Raw genomic sequence first — 18,557 nt, forward strand, 5'->3', positions numbered from 1 at the left:
TCCGGCGCCCCGTCGTCCAGGACGGGGTCGTCGGACACCGCTGCGGGGTCGGTCACTTCGTCGCGCCACCCTTCGCGTCGAGGGACTGCTGCACCGTCTCCAGCAGCTCCTTCCAGGAGATCTCGAACTTCTCCACGCCCTCGTCCTCCAGGACCTGGACGACGTCGTCGTAGGAGATGCCGAGGGCGGCGACCTTGTCCAGCACGGCCTTGGCGTCGCCGTAGTTCGGGGTCACCGTGTCGCCGCTGATCACGCCGTGGTCGGCGACGGCGTCGAGGGTGGCCTCCGGCATGGTGTTGACCGTGCCCGGGGCGACCAGGTCCACGACGTACATGGTGTCGTCGTAGTTCGGGTCCTTGACCCCGGTGGAGGCCCACAGCGGACGCTGCGGCTTGGCGCCGGCGGCGGCCAGCGCCTTCCAGCGGTCGCTGCTGAACACCTCCTCGTAGGCCTGGTAGGCCAGGCGGGCGTTGGCGATGGCCGCCTTCCCCTTGAGGGCCAGCGCCTCCTCGGTGCCGATCTTCGTCAGGCGCTTGTCGATCTCCGTGTCCACGCGGGAGACGAAGAAGGAGGCGACCGACTCGATCGTGGAGAGGTCGTGGCCGTTGGCCTTGGCCTGCTCCAGGCCGGTCAGGAAGGCGTCCATGACGGCCTTGTAGCGCTCCAGCGAGAAGATCAGCGTGACGTTGACGCTGATGCCCTCGCCCAGCACCGCGCTGATGGCCGGCAGGCCGGCCACGGTGGCCGGGATCTTGATGAAGGTGTTCGGACGGTCGACCAGCCACCACAGCTGCTTGGCCTCGGCGATGGTCGGCGCCGTCTCGTGCGCCAGACGCGGGTCCACCTCGATGGAGACCCGGCCGTCGCGGCCGTTGCTCGCGTCGTAGACCGGGCGCAGCACGTCGGCCGCGTCGCGGACGTCGGCGGAGGTCATCATCCGCACGGCCTCGTCGACGGTGACGCCGCGCACGGCCAGATCGGCCAGCTGGGCCTCGTAGCCGTCGCCGGCGCCGATCGCCTTCTGGAAGATCGACGGGTTGGTGGTCACGCCCACCACGTGCTTGTCGCGGACCAGCTCGGCGAGGTTGCCGGAGGTGAGCCGCTTGCGGGACAGGTCGTCCAGCCAGATCGCCACGCCTTCGTCGCTGAGGCGCGCCAGGGAGTCAGTCATGATGAAGCTCTTTCCTCTGCGATACGTACGGTTCAGCGACCGGCGGCCGCGAGAGATTCCTTCGCGGCGGCGACCACGTGCTCGGCGGTGAAGCCGAACTCGCGGAAGAGCACCTTGGCGTCGGCGCTGGCGCCGAAGTGCTCCAGGGAGACGATGCGACCGGCGTCGCCGACGAAGCGGTGCCAGGTCAGCGCGATACCGGCCTCGACCGCCACGCGCGCCTTGACCGACGAGGGGAGCACGCTGTCGCGGTACTCCTTCGTCTGCTCGTCGAACCACTCCACCGACGGCATCGAGACCACGCGGGTCGGGATGCCCTCGGCCTGCAGGGTCTCGCGGGCCGCGACGGCGAGCTGGAGCTCGGAGCCGGTGCCGATGAGGATCACCTGAGGCGCGCCGCCCTCGGCCTCGGTGTGGACGTAGCCGCCCTTGGCCGCGTCCTCGTTGCGGGCGTAGGTGGGGACGCCCTGGCGGGTCAGCGCCAGGCCGTGCGGGGCCGGGGCGGCGGTGTGGCGGCGGGTGATCTCCTCCCACGCCACCGCGGTCTCGTTGGCGTCGGCCGGACGGACCATGTTCAGGCCCGGGATCGCGCGCAGCGCGGCCATGTGCTCGACCGGCTGGTGGGTCGGGCCGTCCTCGCCGAGGCCGATGGAGTCGTGCGTCCAGACGTAGGTGACCGGCAGCTTCATCAGCGCGGCCAGGCGGACCGCACCGCGCATGTAGTCCGAGAACGTCAGGAACGTGCCGCCGTAGACGCGGGTGTTCCCGTGCAGCGCGATGCCGTTCATCGCCGAGCCCATGGCGTGCTCGCGGATGCCGAAGTGGATCGTGCGGCCGTACGGGCTCGCCTCCGGCAGCGGGTTGCCGACCGGGAGGAAGGACGAGGAGGCGTCGATGGTGGTGTTGTTCGAGCCGGCCAGGTCGGCCGAGCCGCCCCACAGCTCCGGCAGCACCTTGCCCAGACCCTGCAGCACCTTGCCGGAGGCGGCGCGGGTGGCGATGGAGGAGCCGACCTCGAAGGCGGGGACGGACTGCTCCCAGCCCTCCGGCAGCGCGCCGGCCTGGACACGGTCGAACAGGGCGGCACGCTCCGGGTTGGCGGTGCGCCAGTCGGCCAGCTGCTTCTCCCACTCGGCGTGGGCCTCGGCGCCGCGCTCGCCGACCTTGCGGGCATGCGCGAGCACCTCCGGCTCGACGACGAAGGACTTCTCCGGGTCGAAGCCGAGGACCCGCTTGGTGGCGGCGACCTCGTCCGCGCCGAGCGCGGAACCGTGGGCGGCCTCGGTGTTCTGCTTGGTCGGGGCCGGCCAGGCGATGATCGTGCGCATCGCGATGATGGACGGCTTGCCGGTCTCGTTCTTGGCGGCGGTCAGCGCGTCGTTCAGGGCCTTGACGTCGATGTCGCCGGACTCGGCCGGCTCGATGCGCTGGATGTGCCAGCCGTACGCCTCGTAGCGCTTGAGGACGTCCTCGGAGAACGCGGTCTCGGTGTCGCCCTCGATGGAGATGTGGTTGTCGTCGTAGAGGAAGACGAGGTTGCCCAGCTTCTGGTGGCCGGCCAGCGAGGAGGCCTCGGAGGAGATGCCCTCCTCCAGGTCGCCGTCCGAGACGATCGCCCAGATGGTCTGGTCGAACGGGGACGCGCCCTGGGGCGCCTCCGGATCGAACAGGCCGCGCTCGTAGCGGCTGGCCATGGCCATGCCGACCGCGTTGCCGACACCCTGGCCCAGCGGGCCGGTGGTGGTCTCGACGCCGACGGTGTGGCCGTGCTCGGGGTGACCCGGCGTCAGCGAGCCCCAGGTGCGGAAGGCCTCCAGGTCTTCCAGGGACAGGCCGTAGCCGGAGAGGTAGAGCTGGATGTAGAGCGTGAGCGAGGTGTGGCCGGGCGACAGCACGAAGCGGTCACGGCCGACCCACTGCGCGTCCGCCGGGTCGTGGCGCAGAAAGCGCTGGTAGATCAGGTACGCGGCGGGGGCCAGGCTCATCGCCGTGCCGGGGTGACCGTTTCCGACCTTCTGGACCGCGTCCGCCGCCAGAACGCGCACGGTGTCCACCGCGCGCTGGTCGAGTTCGGTCCATTCGAAGGTGTTACTCGGCGTCGTGCTCACCCTGAATCAGGGCTCCTTCCGTAACGTCTTCCGACTCGCGCCAAGTCCGACAACGGCGGCGGTTACTTGTCACAGTGCGTTGACCCTCTTTACAGACGCGAGCCTACCGCTGATGGATGCGTGCGTTCCCGCTGAACATGGCAGACCGGTTACGGGGCGCGAGCGCTGTTCGCTCCGTGTTCACCCTGCTGAACACGGCGTTTGGCCCGACACGGCCCCCCGCCGCAATAGCGGAGATATGGAGCGTCTAAGGTGGCGTGGTACTGCTGAGCTTCATCAACCAGGGGTGTTCGTGACCGCCGTCGAATCCCGTCCGGCCGGTCTGGTCGAGGGGACCCCCGGGCATAGGCCGCTGACGGCCCGCCTCGGGGCCTTCATCGCACTGACCAAGCCGCGGATCATCGAGCTGCTGCTGATCACCACCGTTCCGGTGATGTTCCTGGCGCAGCGCGGAGTTCCCGACCTGCTGCTGGTGCTGGAGGTCGTCGTCGGCGGCTATCTGTCCGCGGGGGGCGCCAACGCGCTCAACATGTACATCGACCGCGACATCGACGCGCTGATGACCCGCACCGAGCGGCGCCCGCTGGTCACCGGCATGGTCTCCCCGCGTGAGGCCCTGGTCTTCGGCGTCGCGCTCGCGGTCGGCTCGACCCTGTGGTTCTGGGCCCTGGTCAACCCGCTGAGCGCGGCGCTGTCGCTGGCGGCGCTCCTCTTCTACGTCGTCGTCTACACGATGGGCCTCAAGCGCCGCACGGCGCAGAACATCGTCTGGGGCGGGATCGCCGGCTGCATGCCGGTCTTCATCGGCTGGTCCGCCGTCACCGACTCGCTGGCTTGGCCGCCGGTCGTGCTCTTCCTCGTCATCTTCTTCTGGACCCCGCCGCACTACTGGCCGCTGTCGATGAAGGTCAAGGACGACTACGCGAACGCCGGCGTGCCGATGCTGCCCGTCCTCGCCACGAACGAGGCCGTGGCCAAGCAGATCGTCGCCTACAGCTGGGTCATGGTCGCGGTGTCGCTGACGCTGTGGCCGCTGGGCCACACCAGCGTGGTCTACCCGGTCACCGCGGTGCTGCTGGGCGCGCTGTGGCTCAAGGAGGCGCACGGCCTGCTGTCCCGGGCCAAGTCCGGGATCGTGGGCGCGAAGCTCAAGGAAATGCGGCTGTTCCACTGGTCGATCACCTATCTGACGCTGCTGTTCGTCGAGATCGCAATCGACCCGTTCCTGAAGTAGTCGGATCGGATTCGGACCGGACCCCGGTGTGCGTTACTGCACATCGGGGTCCGGTCGTTTCTGCGTCTACCCCTGAGTAATCTGCTGTCTATGACCACCGAAGAGACCACCGCCGTCCTCTCTCCCCGGGACGAGAAGCGCGCGCAGCGCATCGCCAAGAACGTCAAGGCCTTCGCCGCCGCGCACGGTGGCAGCGCGGACGGCGTCGTCGAGTACGTCGGCAAGATCGCGACCCGGATCGCCCTGGTGGGCGCCGACGGCCAGTGGGGCGACCAGGTCGCGCCGTCCATGGCCGTCGCGGAGCGCGCGGTGGAGCTCTCGGGCGTCACCAAGCACGACAGCTTCGAGGGCGAGCTGGGCCTGAAGGTCAAGACCGGCGCGTACGAGTGGAAGCGGATGGCGGGCATCCAGATCTGAGCGACTCTCCCGCTCTCCCGCTCTCCCGCCTATGACGGAGCCCCCGGCCACTGGCCGGGGGCTCCGTCATAGGGGTGCGTGCGCGGGTCAGGCGGTAGCCACCAGCGCCTCGATGTCGGCCGGTCGGTCCAGGGAGCCGACCTCGGGCCGCACGCGCAGCGAGAGGTGCAGGCGCAGGACCGCGACCCAGCACAGGGCCGCGCCCAGCATGTGGATGCCGACCAGCAGCTCCGGCACGTGGGTGAGGTACTGGACGAAGCCCAGCGCGCCCTGCGCCAGCAGGACGGCGAGGAAGCCCCTGGCGATGCGGCGCGGGGCCGCGGGCGCGTCCACGGCCATCAGGACGAAGATCATGGCGGCGGCCAGGCCCACCGAGACGAAGGCGAAGTCGGCGTGGAACTGGGTGATCTTGTCCCAGTTGAACGGCATCCGCTTCACGTCGCTGCTGTCGCCCGGGTGCGGACCGGAGCCGGTGACCAGGGTGCCGGCGGCGATCAGCAGGGCCGTCATCGCGACGGTGAGGCGCGAGAGATGGATGATCGGGCGGCCGACCGTGCGGACCGGCTCGCCGTCGCCCTCGCGGGTGCGCTGCCACATCGCCAGCGAGGCGAGGATCTGCAGCATCGACAGCAGGAAGTGGCAGGAGACCACGTAGGGGTTCAGGTGCGTCAGCACCGTGATCCCGCCGACGACCGCGTCGCCGACGATGATCCAGAACTGGTACCAGCCGAGGCGCGTGACCTCCTTGCGCCACGGCTTGGCGCAGCGCGAGGCCAGGATCGCCAGGCCGACGACGACGCAGATGACGTCGGTCAGCATGCGGTTGCTGAACTCGATGACGCCGTGGACGCCCATCGCGGACGTCGGGGCGAGCGTCGTCGAGGTGCAGGTCGGCCAGGTCGGGCAGCCGAGGCCCGAGCCCGTGAGGCGGACCGCGCCGCCCGTCACGATGATCAGCACGCTGCACACCAGCGTGGCCAGCGCCGCGCGGCGGACCCACTGGTCCGGCACGGTCACCCGCTCGGCGAGGTAGGAGAAGGGGGTACGCACGACGTCCATCGTAGGTGCCCGAATTCTCGTTCTTTGCCCGGGGTGACGCGTCCCACGAAAGCCGACGTCAGGCTCCGTGGGGCGCGTCACACCGAGGGCGCGTCAGGCCGAGTGGTTGCCGCGGCGCTTGCGGAGCAGGAAGACGGCCGCGCCGCCGACCACGACCAGGCCCGCGCCGATGCCGGCGATCACCGGGGTCGCGCTGCTGGCGCCGGTCTCGGCCAGCGGCGGCTGCGAGGACGAGGCCGACGGGGTCGGCGTCGGCGACGGCAGGTGGCTGCCGCCGGTGGGCTGACAGGTCAGCGCGCCGGTGAAGGTCCGGGTGAAGTTCGGGCCGGTCACGGTGATCGTGTACTTCTGCCCCTCCTTCTCCTTGACCAGCACGGTCTTGGTCGCGCCCGGCGCGACGGTCTCGGTGAGGGCGCCGACCCTGGCGGTCCACGGCTGGTCGCCGCCGTTGGTCAGGGTGATGTCGACGCCGCCCTGCTTGCAGTCCTGCGTGGCGTTGGCCGCCGGGACCGGACCCTGCGGGGCCCACCGCGCCTGCGCCGCGGCCTTGACCGAGACCGGGGCGGTGCCCGCGAGGATCATCGTCTGGCTCGAGCCGTCGACGGCCTTGAAGGCGCGGCCGACCGGGAGGGCGGTGGTGGTCGACGCGTCCACCTCGGCGGAGCCGGCCGCCGTGCCCTTGGGGACGTCGACGTAGAGCTTCTCGCCGTTCACGGCGCTGGTGACCGGCTTGCCGGCGGCGTCGACCAGCCGCACGCCGGACGGGCCGGTGAGCGAGACGTCCACGGAGGAGCCGCTGGTGGCGACGGTCACCGGGCCGAGCAGGCCGCCACGGCCGGCGACGGAGGCGGGGGAGAGGGCGAGCGAGGGGGCCGGCTCGGCGGTGTCCTGGGCGTGCTGCTCCAGCCAGGCGGTGAGCTGGGCGGCGGTCCCGTTCTCCGGCTGCGCGTCCACGTGGTCGGAGTAGTGCCAGATCGCGGCCTGGGTCGCGGCGGCGGCCTGATCGTCCGTCAGGCCGGACGCGCCGATGTCGCCGGCCAGCGTCGCGGCGGAGACCACCGGGAAGGAGTGCTGCAGGATCCACTGGATCTTGCCGCGGTCCGGGTTCTGCGAGAGCGTCGACTGGGCCCAGCCGGTCTCCTGGTACTGCACGCCGTCGTGCGTGTCGTGGTGGAGGTCGATGCAGTAGACGGCGAGCTGCTGGCCGCCGTCCTGCAGGGCGACCGTGCCGCCGTAGGCGACGCCGCCGTCGACATCGATCCGGCCGGCGTGCAGGAAGTCGCCGAGCGTCGCCGTGGCGCCGCCGTTCTGGTCCGCGAGCGCCGTGCCGGCGACCGCCAGCGTCGAACCGATCGCGAAGACCCCCGTGGTCAGCAGGCCCGCTGCGACGCGGACCGCCCGTCCTCGGGCCGAGAATCCCAACATGTTGTTACGTGCCCTCTCCCCTTGCGCGGACCGAGGCGCCGGCGGCGCGCGTCCGCGCCCATGCCCGGGATGCTCTTGGACATGTCAAATCCGGCGGGATGCGGCTGGGACGTCACAGCGCTCTCGGTGATGGCGGGATCGTAGTGACTCTCCGGTAGCTGTGCGACCGGTTCGGCGGGTTTTCTGAGGGACTGTTACATGCCTGTCGAAACCGGCTCGATCCGACGGCCGGTCAGGCCGTCGCAGATAACAAATGGACTCAATCCTTCCGGGCAAATGGGACATCGGCTGACGATTGTGACCGCAGAACGTTGACACTTCGTTCACACCTTCCTTACGTTCCAGGTTCGCGGTGGTGCGCCTGTGTGTGACTGGAAGCCGTAGTTTGCGGTTGGCAGCAGTACTTTGCGGTTCTGCTGCGCCGGGTCGGTCACGTCACGATGAGTAGCGGTGAAGCGGACCGTCAGTTCGGAGCCGGGCGCGGCAAGGATGACTCTCGATCCGGATGCCGGAAGGCCGCCATGCCGCTCAGCCCACTGTTCCACCTGCGTGCCTCCCGCTGATGATGCGGTGGGGCACGTTGCGTTTCAGGGGTCGGGAGAAGAGGTCGCTATGGGTCGAGGGAAGTGGCAGTGCACGTCCGGTCGGGGGCCCTGCGAAACGGACGTCATGGCCGCGGCGCGCTTTCTGTCGGCGTGGCTTCCCCGGATGGGGGAGTCCTGCAGTGGCGCGGACCGCCAGGATCCGGGCGCATCCGGCGGGCGTGTGCGGTGCTGGACGCCACGGCCAGGGAGGGTGGCGGTGGTAGCCGGGGAGTCGGCGGGGGCGGGGACGGGGCTGGCCCAGCTGGGGCTGGTGTCAGGTGCGCCGGCAGCGGCACCTGCAGGCAGGCATCGGACTAGGTGCGCCGTCCGGCCGCGTCCGTGCCCCGCGCTCAACTCATTCTGAAACGGTCAGTTAAGGACGCCCGAGTGCCCGGTAGGTCCAGTCGGCGTCACGCCAGAGATGCGGGTCGAGCGTGTTGCGGCCGTCGACGATCCGGCGCTGTGCCACCACGTGGGCGAGGTGCTGCGGTTCGATCTGGGCGAATTCGGTCCATTCGGTCAGGTGCAGGATGACATCCGCATCCTGCGCCACGTCGATCGCGGAGTAGCCGTAGTCGAGTTCGGGGAATGCCTTGCGTGCGTGGTCCATCGCCTTGGGGTCGTAGACGCTGACCTGGGCGCCGAGTTGGTGCAGCCGCGCGGCCACGTGGAGCGCGGGCGAGTCCCGGATGTCGTCCGAGTTTGGTTTGAACGCCGCGCCCCATACTGCTACGCGGCGGCCCGGCAGTTCGCCGCCGCACTGCTCACGGGCGAGCTCCACCATCCGGTCGCGGCGACGCAGGTTGATGGCGTCGACCTCTCGCAGGAAAGTGAGCGCCTGGTCCGCGCCGAGTTCGTCGGCGCGGGCCATGAACGCGCGGATGTCCTTGGGCAGGCACCCGCCGCCGAACCCGAGGCCGGCGTTCAGGAAGCGGCCGCCGATGCGCGGATCGTAGGAGAGGGCCGCGGACAGCTGGGTGACATCCGCTCCCGATGCCTCGCACATCTCGGCCATGGCGTTGATGAACGAGATCTTGGTGGCCAGAAACGCGTTGGCGGAGGCTTTCACGAGTTCTGCGGTCGGGAAGTCGGTGCTGATCAGGGGGGTGCCGGCGGCCAGCAGCGGGGCGTAGACCTGGCGCAGCAGTTCCTCGGCTGGATCGCCGGGGGCCGGTACGCCGATGACGAGTCGGTCGGGGCGGAGTGTGTCTTCGATGGCGAACCCCTCGCGCAGGAACTCGGGGTTCCATGCGAGCCTGGCCTCGTCGCCGGCTGGCGCAATTGTGGCCAGGCGACGGGCGAGGCGTTCGGCGGTGCCGACCGGCACCGTCGACTTGCCGACCACGAGGGCCGGCTGGCGCAAGTGGGGGCCCAGGCCCTCGATCACAGCGTCGACGTAGCTGAGGTCCGCGGCCTGCTCCCCGGCCTTCTGCGGGGTGCCGACGCAGGAGAAGTGCACCTCGCCGAAGTCGGCGGCCTCTGCGTAGGACGAGGTGAAGCGCAGTCGGCCAGAGCGGATGTGGGTGGCGACCAGTTCGTCCAAGCCAGGCTCGTAGAAAGGGACCTGGCCGGCCTGCAGCGCAGCGATCTTGTCAGGGTCGACGTCCAGGCCGAGGACCTCGTGGCCGAGTTCGGCCATGCACGCGGCGTGGGTGGCACCCAGGTAGCCGGTGCCGATGACGGTGAGTCTCACGCTGCGTACTCCTCAGAACTGTGTCGGGTCGTAGTTGGCCAGGCGGCGGCCGACGAGTGAACTGCGGCAGGCCGAAGGAGATCCTGGCAGTAGATACGCAGAAGTTGAAAGCAAGCCAACACATAGTCATCACAAATGAATAACCAGACTCCCATACCGTCAGCATTTGTCCGACATGCGCTAGATCGTCCGATCGCTCGGCTGGTTAGCATCAGCCCCACAGTGCTGCTTGATCGACTGGCGGCGGCTGAACACGAGCGCGCCCAGCGTCAAATCGGTGCGCCTGCACACATCTTGCCGAGGGCCCCAAGGCCCCGGTGCGTCGGCGATCGGGTGATAGCACGTGCTGGCTTTCTTGCTGGAATGCCGTCAGTGGTGGCTCAAGGGGACGGTCTATCCGTTTGCCGCGTTCATGGCCACGATCTGGCTGCTCTGGATCGTCCGGATCGCCCTTGCACGCCGCTACCGCCCGTGGCTGCGGCCCTTCGAGGTGACCACCTCGGTCATCATCCCGGTAGTCGACGAGCCCGAGGATCTGTTCCGGGACGTGCTGGCGCGCATCCGTGCACAGCAGCCGACGGAGATCATCGTGGTCATCAACGGCCCACAGAACCCCACGCTGGAGAGCATCTGCGACGACATGGGTGTCGGGTGGGTCTGGACCGAGATCCCCGGCAAGCGCAACGCGCTCAAGGTGGGCCTGGAAATGTCCAGCGGTGAGATCGCGGTGCTGGTCGACTCCGACACCGTGTGGACCCCGAACACGCTCTCCGAGCTGGTCAAGCCGTTCCGGGACCCCGAGGTCGGCGGGGTGACCACCCGCCAGCGCATCCTGCAGCCGAGCCGGTCGGTGCTCACCCGCTGGGCCGACTGGCTGGAAAGTGTGCGCTGCCAGTACTCGATGCCGGCCATGAGCGCCCTCGGCACGGTCGGCTGCCTGCCCGGCCGCACCATCGCCTTCCGCAGCTCGATCCTCTTCGACTGCATGGACGCATTCCTCAACGAGAAGTTCCTCGGCGTCTTCCTGGAGGTGAGCGATGACCGAACGCTCACCAACTACACTCTCAAGGCCGGGTACAAGACGGTCTACCAGTCCACCTCGCTGGTCTACACCGACGCCCCGCTGCAGCTGAAGAAGCTGGTCAAGCAGCAATACCGCTGGGCCCGCGGCTCGCAGTACAACACCTTGCGCATGCTGCCGTGGATGGCAGGAAACGCTCGGATGCTGGGCCTGTTCTATGTCAGCGACATCGCCGTGCCGTTCGTGCTGCTGGGAACCTTCGCCTCCTGGATCGCCGCGTTCTTCCGCCGCTCCCGCCCCGTCCTGTACAGCGAACTCCCCCTGCCGCACACCCCGTGGATGGCGATGGCCAGCATCATCGGCCTCGCCGCGTTGATGTCCCTGATCTCGATCGCTGTGCGTTTCGGCCGCCACTTCGCCTACCGGCCCCAGGACATGGTGTTCCTCCCGCTGTTCATGCTGATCAACACCTTCTTGCTGCTTCCCGTCCGCCTGGTGGGCTTCTTCCGCTGCGCCCACAACGCGGGTTGGGGCACTCGTGCCGACAGCTTCGCCGGCGAGCGCACGCACAGTCCCTTGGTGGTCGTCCCTTACCTGCTGGGAGGTCTGATGCTGTTCGGCTCGGTGATGATGAGTGTCTGACCCCGGCACCACACATCGCAGAAGCATGGCCTGGTGGCGGCGCGGCACAGGAGTGCGGCTGCGGCTGTGGATGGTCGTCAACCTGACCGCACTCACCGTGCTGTGCTACCTGGTCACGACGGCGGTGACCCACCAAGCCTCGGGCGACCAGTCCGCCGACGCGGCCACCGTGGGCTCGACCGCGTCGCGTCACGCCGCCAAGCCCACACCTCCCGTCATCCCGACCATGAGCCAACTGCTCAATCCCACCGGGATCTACTACGGCGTGGCCACCCCGAGCGCACCCTGGTCCGGCGCGGAAGTGGCCAAGGTGGCCGAGGAGACCGGTGCCCGGCCCTCCATGACCGAATACTTCGTCAAGTGGACCGACAACTACGACCCGGCCGCTGTCGCCGCCGCCTACCGACACGGCACGGTACCCGTGCTGAGCTGGGAGCCCTGGCAGAGCCAGGACACTCGAAGCGGCGCCAAGAGCACGCTGACCTTCGACACCGACCAGCCGAAGTACCGGCTGGCCCGGATCGCCGATGGCGCCTTCGACCCCTACATCCAGCGCTTCGCGCGCGCGGTCGCGGCAGCGAAGATGCCCGTGGTGCTGCGCTTCGCCCACGAGATGAACGGCACCTGGTACCCGTGGTCGGAGCAGTTGAACGGCAACCGGCCTGGTGACTACGTCAAGGCCTGGCGTCACGTGCACGACCTGTTCGTCAAGGCCGGCGCCACTAACGTGATCTGGGTCTGGAGCCCGAACATCGTCCGGCCGACGCCGAAGGTCAAGCTGGCTCCCCTTTACCCGGGCGACGCTTATGTCGACTGGGTGGGCCTGGTCGGCTACGGCAACGAGGACACGGCTCAGGCCACTTTCGGGCCGACCCTGCGGCAGCTGTGCGCGATCACCCACAAGCCGATCGTCATCACCGAGACCGGCGCCGTCCCCGCGCTCAAAACGCGGTGGATCACGAACTTCTTCCACTGGCTCCCGTCGAACCCGGACATCATCGGCTTCATCTGGTTCGAGAGAGACCGCGCATCCGGTGGCACCGCCGACTGGCGCTTCGACGCGACCGCGGCGAGCCTGCGCGCTTTCCGCGCCGGAGTCGCCGCCGACCGGACCAGGCTCGTCCCCCCCACCACGACCGCCCCCCTCCCGTAGTCTGCGGCGAATGTGGCGGCAGGCAGCAGCAACGAGAGGAAGTCCCCTTCGGTGACCGGAACCCACCCCTGGGAGCACGAGGTCAAAGACGGCTTGCCCGCCGAACCGGCAGACCAGCCGACGCCTGGGCAGCGGGCGGGTCAGTCGGCGGGAACCGCGCGGCTCACCGCACGTCACTGGCTGCCGCCGGTGCTGCTGATGCTGGGCATGGGCCTGTACGGCATCGGCGGTCGCCAGCCGTGGGAGGACGAGTACGCCTCGTGGTGGGCGGCCTCGCTCTCCTGGAGTGACCTAGGGCGCCTGCTCAGCCACGTCGACATCGTCCTCGCTCCGTACTACGCGGCGATGCACCTGTGGATCGGAGCCTTCGGCGACTCGCCCACCGCGATGCGCCTCCCGTCGGTGCTCGCGATGGCCACCGCCGCAGGCCTACTGGTTCCGCTCGGGCGCCGCCTGTTCGACGCCCGGGTCGGCCTGGCCGCAGGTCTGCTCTTCGCGGTCATTCCCATGACCAGCCGGTACGCGCAGGAAGCCCGCCCCTACGCATTCGCCGTGCTGGCTGCAGTGGCGGCGACACTGCTTCTCTACCGCGCGATCGACCAGCCCTGTCTCGGCCGGTGGACCGGCTACGCGGCACTGGTGACCGCCATGGGACTGGCCCACCTGGTGACCCTCACGGTCCTGGCCGCGCACTTCGTCGCCCTCCTCATCGAGCGGAGCCCCGGCGGCAGACCGCGCCTGCTGCCCTGGGCCGCCAGCGTGGCCGCCGGCATCCTGCCCGTGCTACCGCTGATCTGGTTCGGACACGCGCAATCGCAGCAGATCGCCTGGCTCGAGCAGACGAACATGACCCTGGCCGCCCTACCGGGCCAGCTCTTCCGCTCCACCCCCGCCGGCTGGACCGTGATCGCTATCGGCCTGCTCGGCGTACTCCTGGTACGCGCCCGCACGACCGTCGTCCTGTGCTGGGCGGCACTGCCTCCGCTCGTCCTCTACGCCACGCGAAGCACACTCGACCTCTTCCTCAACCGCTACCTCATCTTCACCCTGCCAGCCTGGGCCCTGCTGGCCGGCGCGGCGGTCTGCGTTCTCATCCGCAAACTGCCCGGCACGGCGCCCTGGCGTGAACCCCTCGCCGCCGCGGCGGCCGCGCTTGCCCTGGCCCTCGTCACACTCGGCGCTTTCGCCGCCGTGCGCGCGAACCCACTGCCCGGGGAGCCCGACTGGCAGCGCGCAGCCACCTGGACCATGCGGCAAAGCCGTCCCGGAGACGGCGTCGCAATCAACGGCTACCGCGAAGGCGTACTCGCGCTCTCCTACCAAATGTGGCGCAACCCTGCAGCGCCACACGACGTCTTCGCAGGCCGCAGCGCCCAATCACTCGGCACCTTCGACCCCGCAACCTGCCAGGTGCCCGCCGTCTGCGCCCAGCCCTACCTGCGAATCTGGCTCTTCTCCACGGCGCCGAAGGGCCACAGCTTCGACCAGATGCCGGCTTCGGTCCGCGACCTGCTCGCCACGCACTACCGCGTGAAGGAGGCCAAGGAGTTCGCCTCTCTGCGGGTCCTGCTGCTGATCCCGCGATCCGCATAGCCGAAGAGCACGGACGGCGACATCCACAGCGACGACTCCAGCTTCACCGCAGCACCCGGAGCGAGTGGTGCCGCATCTGACCACCATTCCGTCGCAGGTCGGAACCACCGAGCGGACCTATACGGTGCGAATGGCAACAGGCGGACACTCTCGCTCCAGGGACGAGGTGCCAGCTCCGCGGCAGACGGAAAGCCGATGCGGGAGGAACCCGGTGCCGCTCAACCACCCCGGCTCCAAGCGTGGGCGGTCCGGAAGCGGTACGGCACGGAATGCCGTCCAGAGCCCGCTCACGGCAACTCGCCCAGGATCCGGGACAACTGAAGACAGCCGTGAAGGCCCCGCGCTCGTAAGCCGTCAGCTTCGACCGCACGGGCCGTCAACGCGGTTCCATATGACGTGAGCACGGCTTTTGCCGTCGCGGCCCCGCTACTCCCAGCGGAAGAAGCGCGCCGCGGCGGCGAGACCTAGTACGGCCCAGACGGCGAGGATGCCGAGGTCTCCCCACGGCATCGCCGCGCCCTGCTGGAGGACGGAGCGCAGGCCGTCCGACAGCGCGCTGATGGGCAGCGCCTCCAGCACCGGGCGGACGGCGGAGGGGAACTTCGACAGCGGCACGATCACGCCGCCGGCCAGCAGCAGCAGGATGAAGACCAGATTGGCCGCGGCGAGGGTCGCCTCGGCCTTCAGGGTCCCGGCCATGAGCAGGCCGAGGCCGGAGAAGGCGGCGGTGCCGGCGACGAGCAGCAGCAGGACCGCCAAGGGGTTGCCCTGCGGGCTCCAGCCGAGGGCCAGGGCGATGACGGTCAGCAGGACGACCTGGAGCACCTCGGTGACGAGCACGCTGCCGGTCTTCGCGGTCATGAGCGCCCAGCGCGGCAGCGGGCTCGCGCCGAGGCGCTTGAGGACGCCGTAGCGGCGCTCGAAGCCCGTCGCGATGGCCTGGCCAGTGAAGGCGGTGGACATCACGGCCAGCGCCAGCAGGCCCGGCGCGAGGAAGTCGACGCGCTTGCCCGGACCGGTGGTGGACACGATGTCCACGGCGCTGAACAGGAGCAGCAGCACGCTCGGGATGACCACGGTGAGCAGCAGCTGCTCGCCGTTGCGCAGCAGCAGCCTGGTCTCCAGCGCGGTCTGCGCGCGCAGCATGCGGCCCAGCGGGGCCGCGCCCGGAGCGGGGGCGTAGGTCGTCACGAGCGCAGATCCCGTCCGGTGAGTTCGAGGAAGACGTCTTCGAGGGTGCGGCGCTCGACCGAGAGGTTCTCCGGGAGCACGCCGGCCTGGGCGCACCAGCTGGTCACCGTGGCGAGCAGCTGCGGGTCGACCGGCCCCTCGATGAGGTAGCTGCCGGGCGTCAGCTCGGCGGCGGAGGAGCCGTCCGGCAGCGCCTTCAGCAGCGCGCCGAGGTCCAGGCCGGAGCGGCCCTGGAAGCGCAGGGTGTTCGCGGCGCCGCCGCGGCAGAGCTGCTCCGGGCTGCCCTGCGCGATGACCTTGCCGCCGTCGACGATGGCGACGTCGTCGGCGAGCTGCTCGGCCTCGTCCATGTGGTGTGTGGTGAGCACGATGCTGACGCCGTCGCGGCGCAGGTCGCGGACCAGGTCCCAGGTCGCCCGTCTGGCCTGCGGGTCGAGCCCGGCGGTGGGCTCGTCCAGGAAGACCAGCTCGGGCCGTCCGACGACGGCCATGGCGAGCGAGAGACGCTGCTGCTGGCCGCCGGAGAGGCGCCGGTAGACGGTCCGCCCGCAGGAGCCGAGGCCGAGGCGCTCGGCGAGCTCGTCGACGTCGAGGGGGTTCGCGTGCAGGGCGGCCGTGTGCCGCAGCATCTCCATCGCCCGCGCGCCGGGGTACACGCCACCCGACTGGAGCATCACGCCGATCCGGGGCTTCAGCTCCGATGCCTGGGCCACCGGGTCGAGCCCGAGCACGCGCACCGTCCCAGCGTCGGGACGCCGGTAACCCTCGCAGGTCTCGATGGTCGTGGTCTTCCCCGCGCCGTTGGGGCCCAGCACGGCGGTCAGGCTGCCACGGCCGACGGTCAGGTCCAGCCCGTCGACGGCGGTCTTGGCGCCGTAGCGCTTGATGAGGCCCCGAATCTCTACGGCGGGGGCGTGGTCATGCATGCGGACGAGTCTACGAACCGTTGGGCCGCGCCCAGCAGATTAGGTAACCCTTAGTGACGGAGTGCACTTTCCCCGCCGACCAGCGCCGCTTGTTCGTCCGGAAGGAATTACGCAACAATGGTGTTGTGAAAAACGTGCGCGAGATGGCGGAGGGACGCGAGGCGGTCGATGCGACCGCCCCCGCTACGTCGTCGCGCGACCGTGTGGCCCGGTCCATCCTCGACCACGGCCCGTCCAGCGCCGCCGACCTCGCGGAGCGCCTCGGCCTGACCCAGGCCGCCGTCCGCAGGCACCTCGACGCGTTGACCGCCGCAGGCCTGGTGACCTCGCGCGAGCAGAAGGTGTACGGCCACCGCGGCCGCGGCCGCCCCGCCCGGGTGTTCCTGCTGACGGATTCCGGCCGCAACACGTTCTACCAGGCGTACGACCAGCTCGCCGCCGACGCTCTCGGCTTCCTCGCGCAGGCCGTCGGCGGGGGCGAGAGGGGCAAGGAGGCGCTCGCCGCCTTCGCCCGCGCGCGGCTCGCACGCGACGCCGAGCGCTACGCCGCCGCCCTGGGCGGCTGCGAGGACGCCGAGGCCAAGGCCCAGGCCCTGGCGGGCGCGCTGACCGCGGACGGCTACGCTGCCACGGTGCGCAGCGCGCCGCTCGGGGAGCAGCTCTGCCAGCACCACTGCCCGGTCGCGCACATCGCCGAGCAGTTCCCGCAGTTCTGCGAGGCCGAGACCGAGCTCTTCTCGCAGCTGCTCGGCACCCACGTGCAACGGCTGGCCACCATCGCCCACGGCGACGGGGTCTGCACCACCTTCGTGCCGCGCGCGGCCCCGCCGCCGCACCACGAGAAACCCATCGAGACCACCGCTACGAACGACGCAACCGCCGCATCCGGGAGGAACCCCGCATGACCACCACCGCTCACCCGGAGCTCGAAGGCCTGGGCAAGTACGAGTACGGCTGGGCCGACTCCGACGCGGCCGGCGCGGCTGCCAAGCGAGGTCTGAACGAGGACGTCGTCCGGGACATCTCGGCGAAGAAGAACGAGCCCGAGTGGATGCTGAAGCTCCGCCTCAAGGGCCTGAAGCTCTTCGACAAGAAGCCCATGCCGACCTGGGGCTCCGACCTCACCGGCATCGACTTCGACAACATCAAGTACTTCGTGCGCTCCACGGAGAAGCAGGCGGAGTCCTGGGAGGACCTGCCCGAGGACATCAAGAACACCTACGACAAGCTCGGCATCCCGGAGGCGGAGAAGCAGCGCCTGGTCGCCGGCGTCGCCGCGCAGTACGAGTCGGAGGTCGTCTACCACCAGATCCGCGAGGACCTGGAGGAGCAGGGCGTCATCTTCCTGGACACCGACACCGCGCTCAAGGAGCACCCGGAGCTCTTCCAGGAGTACTTCGGCACGGTCATCCCGGTCGGCGACAACAAGTTCGCCTCGCTGAACACGGCCGTGTGGTCCGGCGGATCGTTCATCTACGTGCCGAAGGGCGTGCACGTCGAGATCCCGCTGCAGGCCTACTTCCGGATCAACACCGAGAACATGGGCCAGTTCGAGCGGACGCTGATCATCGTCGACGAGGACGCCTACGTCCACTACGTCGAGGGCTGCACCGCCCCGATCTACTCCTCGGACTCGCTGCACAGCGCCGTCGTCGAGATCATCGTCAAGAAGGGCGGCCGCTGCCGCTACACGACGATCCAGAACTGGTCGAACAACGTCTACAACCTGGTCACCAAGCGCGCCGTGGCGTACGAGGGCGCGACCATGGAGTGGATCGACGGCAACATCGGTTCCAAGGTCACCATGAAGTACCCGGCCGTGTACCTGATGGGCGAGCACGCCAAGGGCGAGACGCTCTCCATCGCGTTCGCGGGCGAGGGCCAGCACCAGGACGCCGGCGCCAAGATGGTGCACATGGCGCCCAACACCTCCTCCAACATCGTCTCCAAGTCGGTGGCGCGAGGCGGCGGCCGCACCTCCTACCGCGGCCTGATCGAGATCGGCGAGGGCTCCAAGGGCGCCAAGTCCAACGTGCTCTGCGACGCCCTGCTGGTGGACACGATCTCCCGCTCCGACACCTACCCGTACGTCGACGTCCGCGAGGACGACGTCTCCATGGGTCACGAGGCGACGGTCTCCAAGGTCTCCGAGGACCAGCTCTTCTACCTGATGAGCCGCGGCCTGACGGAGTTCGAGGCGATGGCGATGATCGTCCGCGGCTTCGTGGAGCCGATCGCCAAGGAGCTGCCGATGGAGTACGCGCTGGAGCTCAACCGGCTGATCGAGCTGCAGATGGAGGGCGCTGTCGGCTGACGTCCGGCCCGACGCCCCACCGCTCT

Annotated in this window: 14 protein-coding genes; 7 read left to right on the forward strand and 7 right to left on the reverse strand. The window is 69.5% G+C overall.

Annotated elements, in window-relative coordinates; all coding sequences use genetic code 11:
* Nucleotides 1–52 precede the first annotated feature (52 nt).
* Nucleotides 53–1,171, reverse strand: a complete 1,119-nt coding sequence (gene tal / locus TR48_RS00995) for a transaldolase (RefSeq protein ID WP_042363818.1) — start codon at nucleotides 1,169–1,171, stop codon at nucleotides 53–55.
* A gap of 32 nt (nucleotides 1,172–1,203) precedes the next feature.
* The gene (gene tkt / locus TR48_RS01000; RefSeq protein WP_042363819.1) at nucleotides 1,204–3,279 is read right to left on the reverse strand and encodes a transketolase; all 2,076 of its coding nucleotides are present in this window, start codon (nucleotides 3,277–3,279) and stop codon (nucleotides 1,204–1,206) included.
* Between the two features lie 292 nt (nucleotides 3,280–3,571).
* On the opposite strand from tkt, the gene TR48_RS01005 reads away from it, so the two are divergent.
* Together TR48_RS01005 and TR48_RS01010 are read left to right on the forward strand one after the other, a co-directional pair.
* Nucleotides 3,572–4,513, forward strand: coding sequence for a heme o synthase (locus TR48_RS01005; protein WP_042363926.1), 942 nt, complete (start codon nucleotides 3,572–3,574; stop codon nucleotides 4,511–4,513).
* 90 nt (nucleotides 4,514–4,603) lie between these two features.
* Nucleotides 4,604–4,930: a hypothetical protein gene (locus tag TR48_RS01010; RefSeq protein ID WP_152627732.1), complete on the forward strand. Its 327-nt coding sequence runs from the start codon at nucleotides 4,604–4,606 to the stop codon at nucleotides 4,928–4,930.
* An 87-nt stretch (nucleotides 4,931–5,017) separates the two neighbouring features.
* On the opposite strand, the gene TR48_RS01015 is transcribed toward TR48_RS01010, so the two are convergent.
* The 3 genes from TR48_RS01015 to TR48_RS01025 form a co-directional block, all read right to left on the reverse strand.
* The gene (locus TR48_RS01015; protein ID WP_042363821.1) at nucleotides 5,018–5,989 is read right to left on the reverse strand and encodes a COX15/CtaA family protein; all 972 of its coding nucleotides are present in this window, start codon (nucleotides 5,987–5,989) and stop codon (nucleotides 5,018–5,020) included.
* A 93-nt stretch (nucleotides 5,990–6,082) separates the two neighbouring features.
* Entirely contained in the window at nucleotides 6,083–7,414 is a 1,332-nt protein-coding gene (locus TR48_RS01020; RefSeq protein WP_042363822.1) for a thioester domain-containing protein, read from the reverse strand.
* Between the two features lie 957 nt (nucleotides 7,415–8,371).
* The gene (locus TR48_RS01025) at nucleotides 8,372–9,691 is read right to left on the reverse strand and encodes a UDP-glucose dehydrogenase family protein (protein WP_042363823.1); all 1,320 of its coding nucleotides are present in this window, start codon (nucleotides 9,689–9,691) and stop codon (nucleotides 8,372–8,374) included.
* A gap of 343 nt (nucleotides 9,692–10,034) precedes the next feature.
* Between TR48_RS01025 and TR48_RS01030 the strand changes: the two genes are divergently transcribed.
* The 3 genes from TR48_RS01030 to TR48_RS41480 are packed head-to-tail and all read left to right on the forward strand — an operon-like array spanning nucleotide 10,035 to nucleotide 14,100.
* Complete coding sequence (locus tag TR48_RS01030; protein ID WP_042363824.1) at nucleotides 10,035–11,354, forward strand: glycosyltransferase family 2 protein; 1,320 nt, start codon at nucleotides 10,035–10,037, stop codon at nucleotides 11,352–11,354.
* A 25-nt stretch (nucleotides 11,355–11,379) separates the two neighbouring features.
* Complete coding sequence (locus TR48_RS41475; RefSeq protein WP_152627733.1) at nucleotides 11,380–12,507, forward strand: glycoside hydrolase family 26 protein; 1,128 nt, start codon at nucleotides 11,380–11,382, stop codon at nucleotides 12,505–12,507.
* 51 nt (nucleotides 12,508–12,558) lie between these two features.
* Nucleotides 12,559–14,100: a glycosyltransferase family 39 protein gene (locus TR48_RS41480; protein ID WP_052442311.1), complete on the forward strand. Its 1,542-nt coding sequence runs from the start codon at nucleotides 12,559–12,561 to the stop codon at nucleotides 14,098–14,100.
* Nucleotides 14,101–14,526: 426 nt separating this feature from the next.
* Here the strand turns inward: TR48_RS41480 and TR48_RS01045 are convergent, their stop codons facing one another.
* Entirely contained in the window at nucleotides 14,527–15,246 is a 720-nt protein-coding gene (locus TR48_RS01045) for an ABC transporter permease (protein WP_042363929.1), read from the reverse strand.
* A 41-nt stretch (nucleotides 15,247–15,287) separates the two neighbouring features.
* Complete coding sequence (locus TR48_RS01050) at nucleotides 15,288–16,217, reverse strand: ABC transporter ATP-binding protein (RefSeq protein ID WP_042363825.1); 930 nt, start codon at nucleotides 16,215–16,217, stop codon at nucleotides 15,288–15,290.
* A 143-nt stretch (nucleotides 16,218–16,360) separates the two neighbouring features.
* Between TR48_RS01050 and TR48_RS01055 the strand changes: the two genes are divergently transcribed.
* Nucleotides 16,361–17,122: a helix-turn-helix transcriptional regulator gene (locus tag TR48_RS01055; protein ID WP_042363930.1), complete on the forward strand. Its 762-nt coding sequence runs from the start codon at nucleotides 16,361–16,363 to the stop codon at nucleotides 17,120–17,122.
* Nucleotides 17,119–18,531 carry a Fe-S cluster assembly protein SufB gene (gene sufB, locus TR48_RS01060; RefSeq protein WP_042363826.1) on the forward strand — a complete coding sequence of 471 codons (1,413 nt, stop codon included), beginning with the start codon at nucleotides 17,119–17,121 and terminating at the stop codon, nucleotides 18,529–18,531. The genes TR48_RS01055 and sufB overlap by 4 nt, the downstream gene beginning before the upstream one ends.
* The last annotated feature ends 26 nt before the right edge of the window (nucleotides 18,532–18,557 follow it).

The organism is Streptacidiphilus neutrinimicus, from assembly GCF_000787815.1.
Classification (GTDB): Bacteria; Actinomycetota; Actinomycetes; order Streptomycetales; family Streptomycetaceae; genus Streptacidiphilus; species Streptacidiphilus neutrinimicus.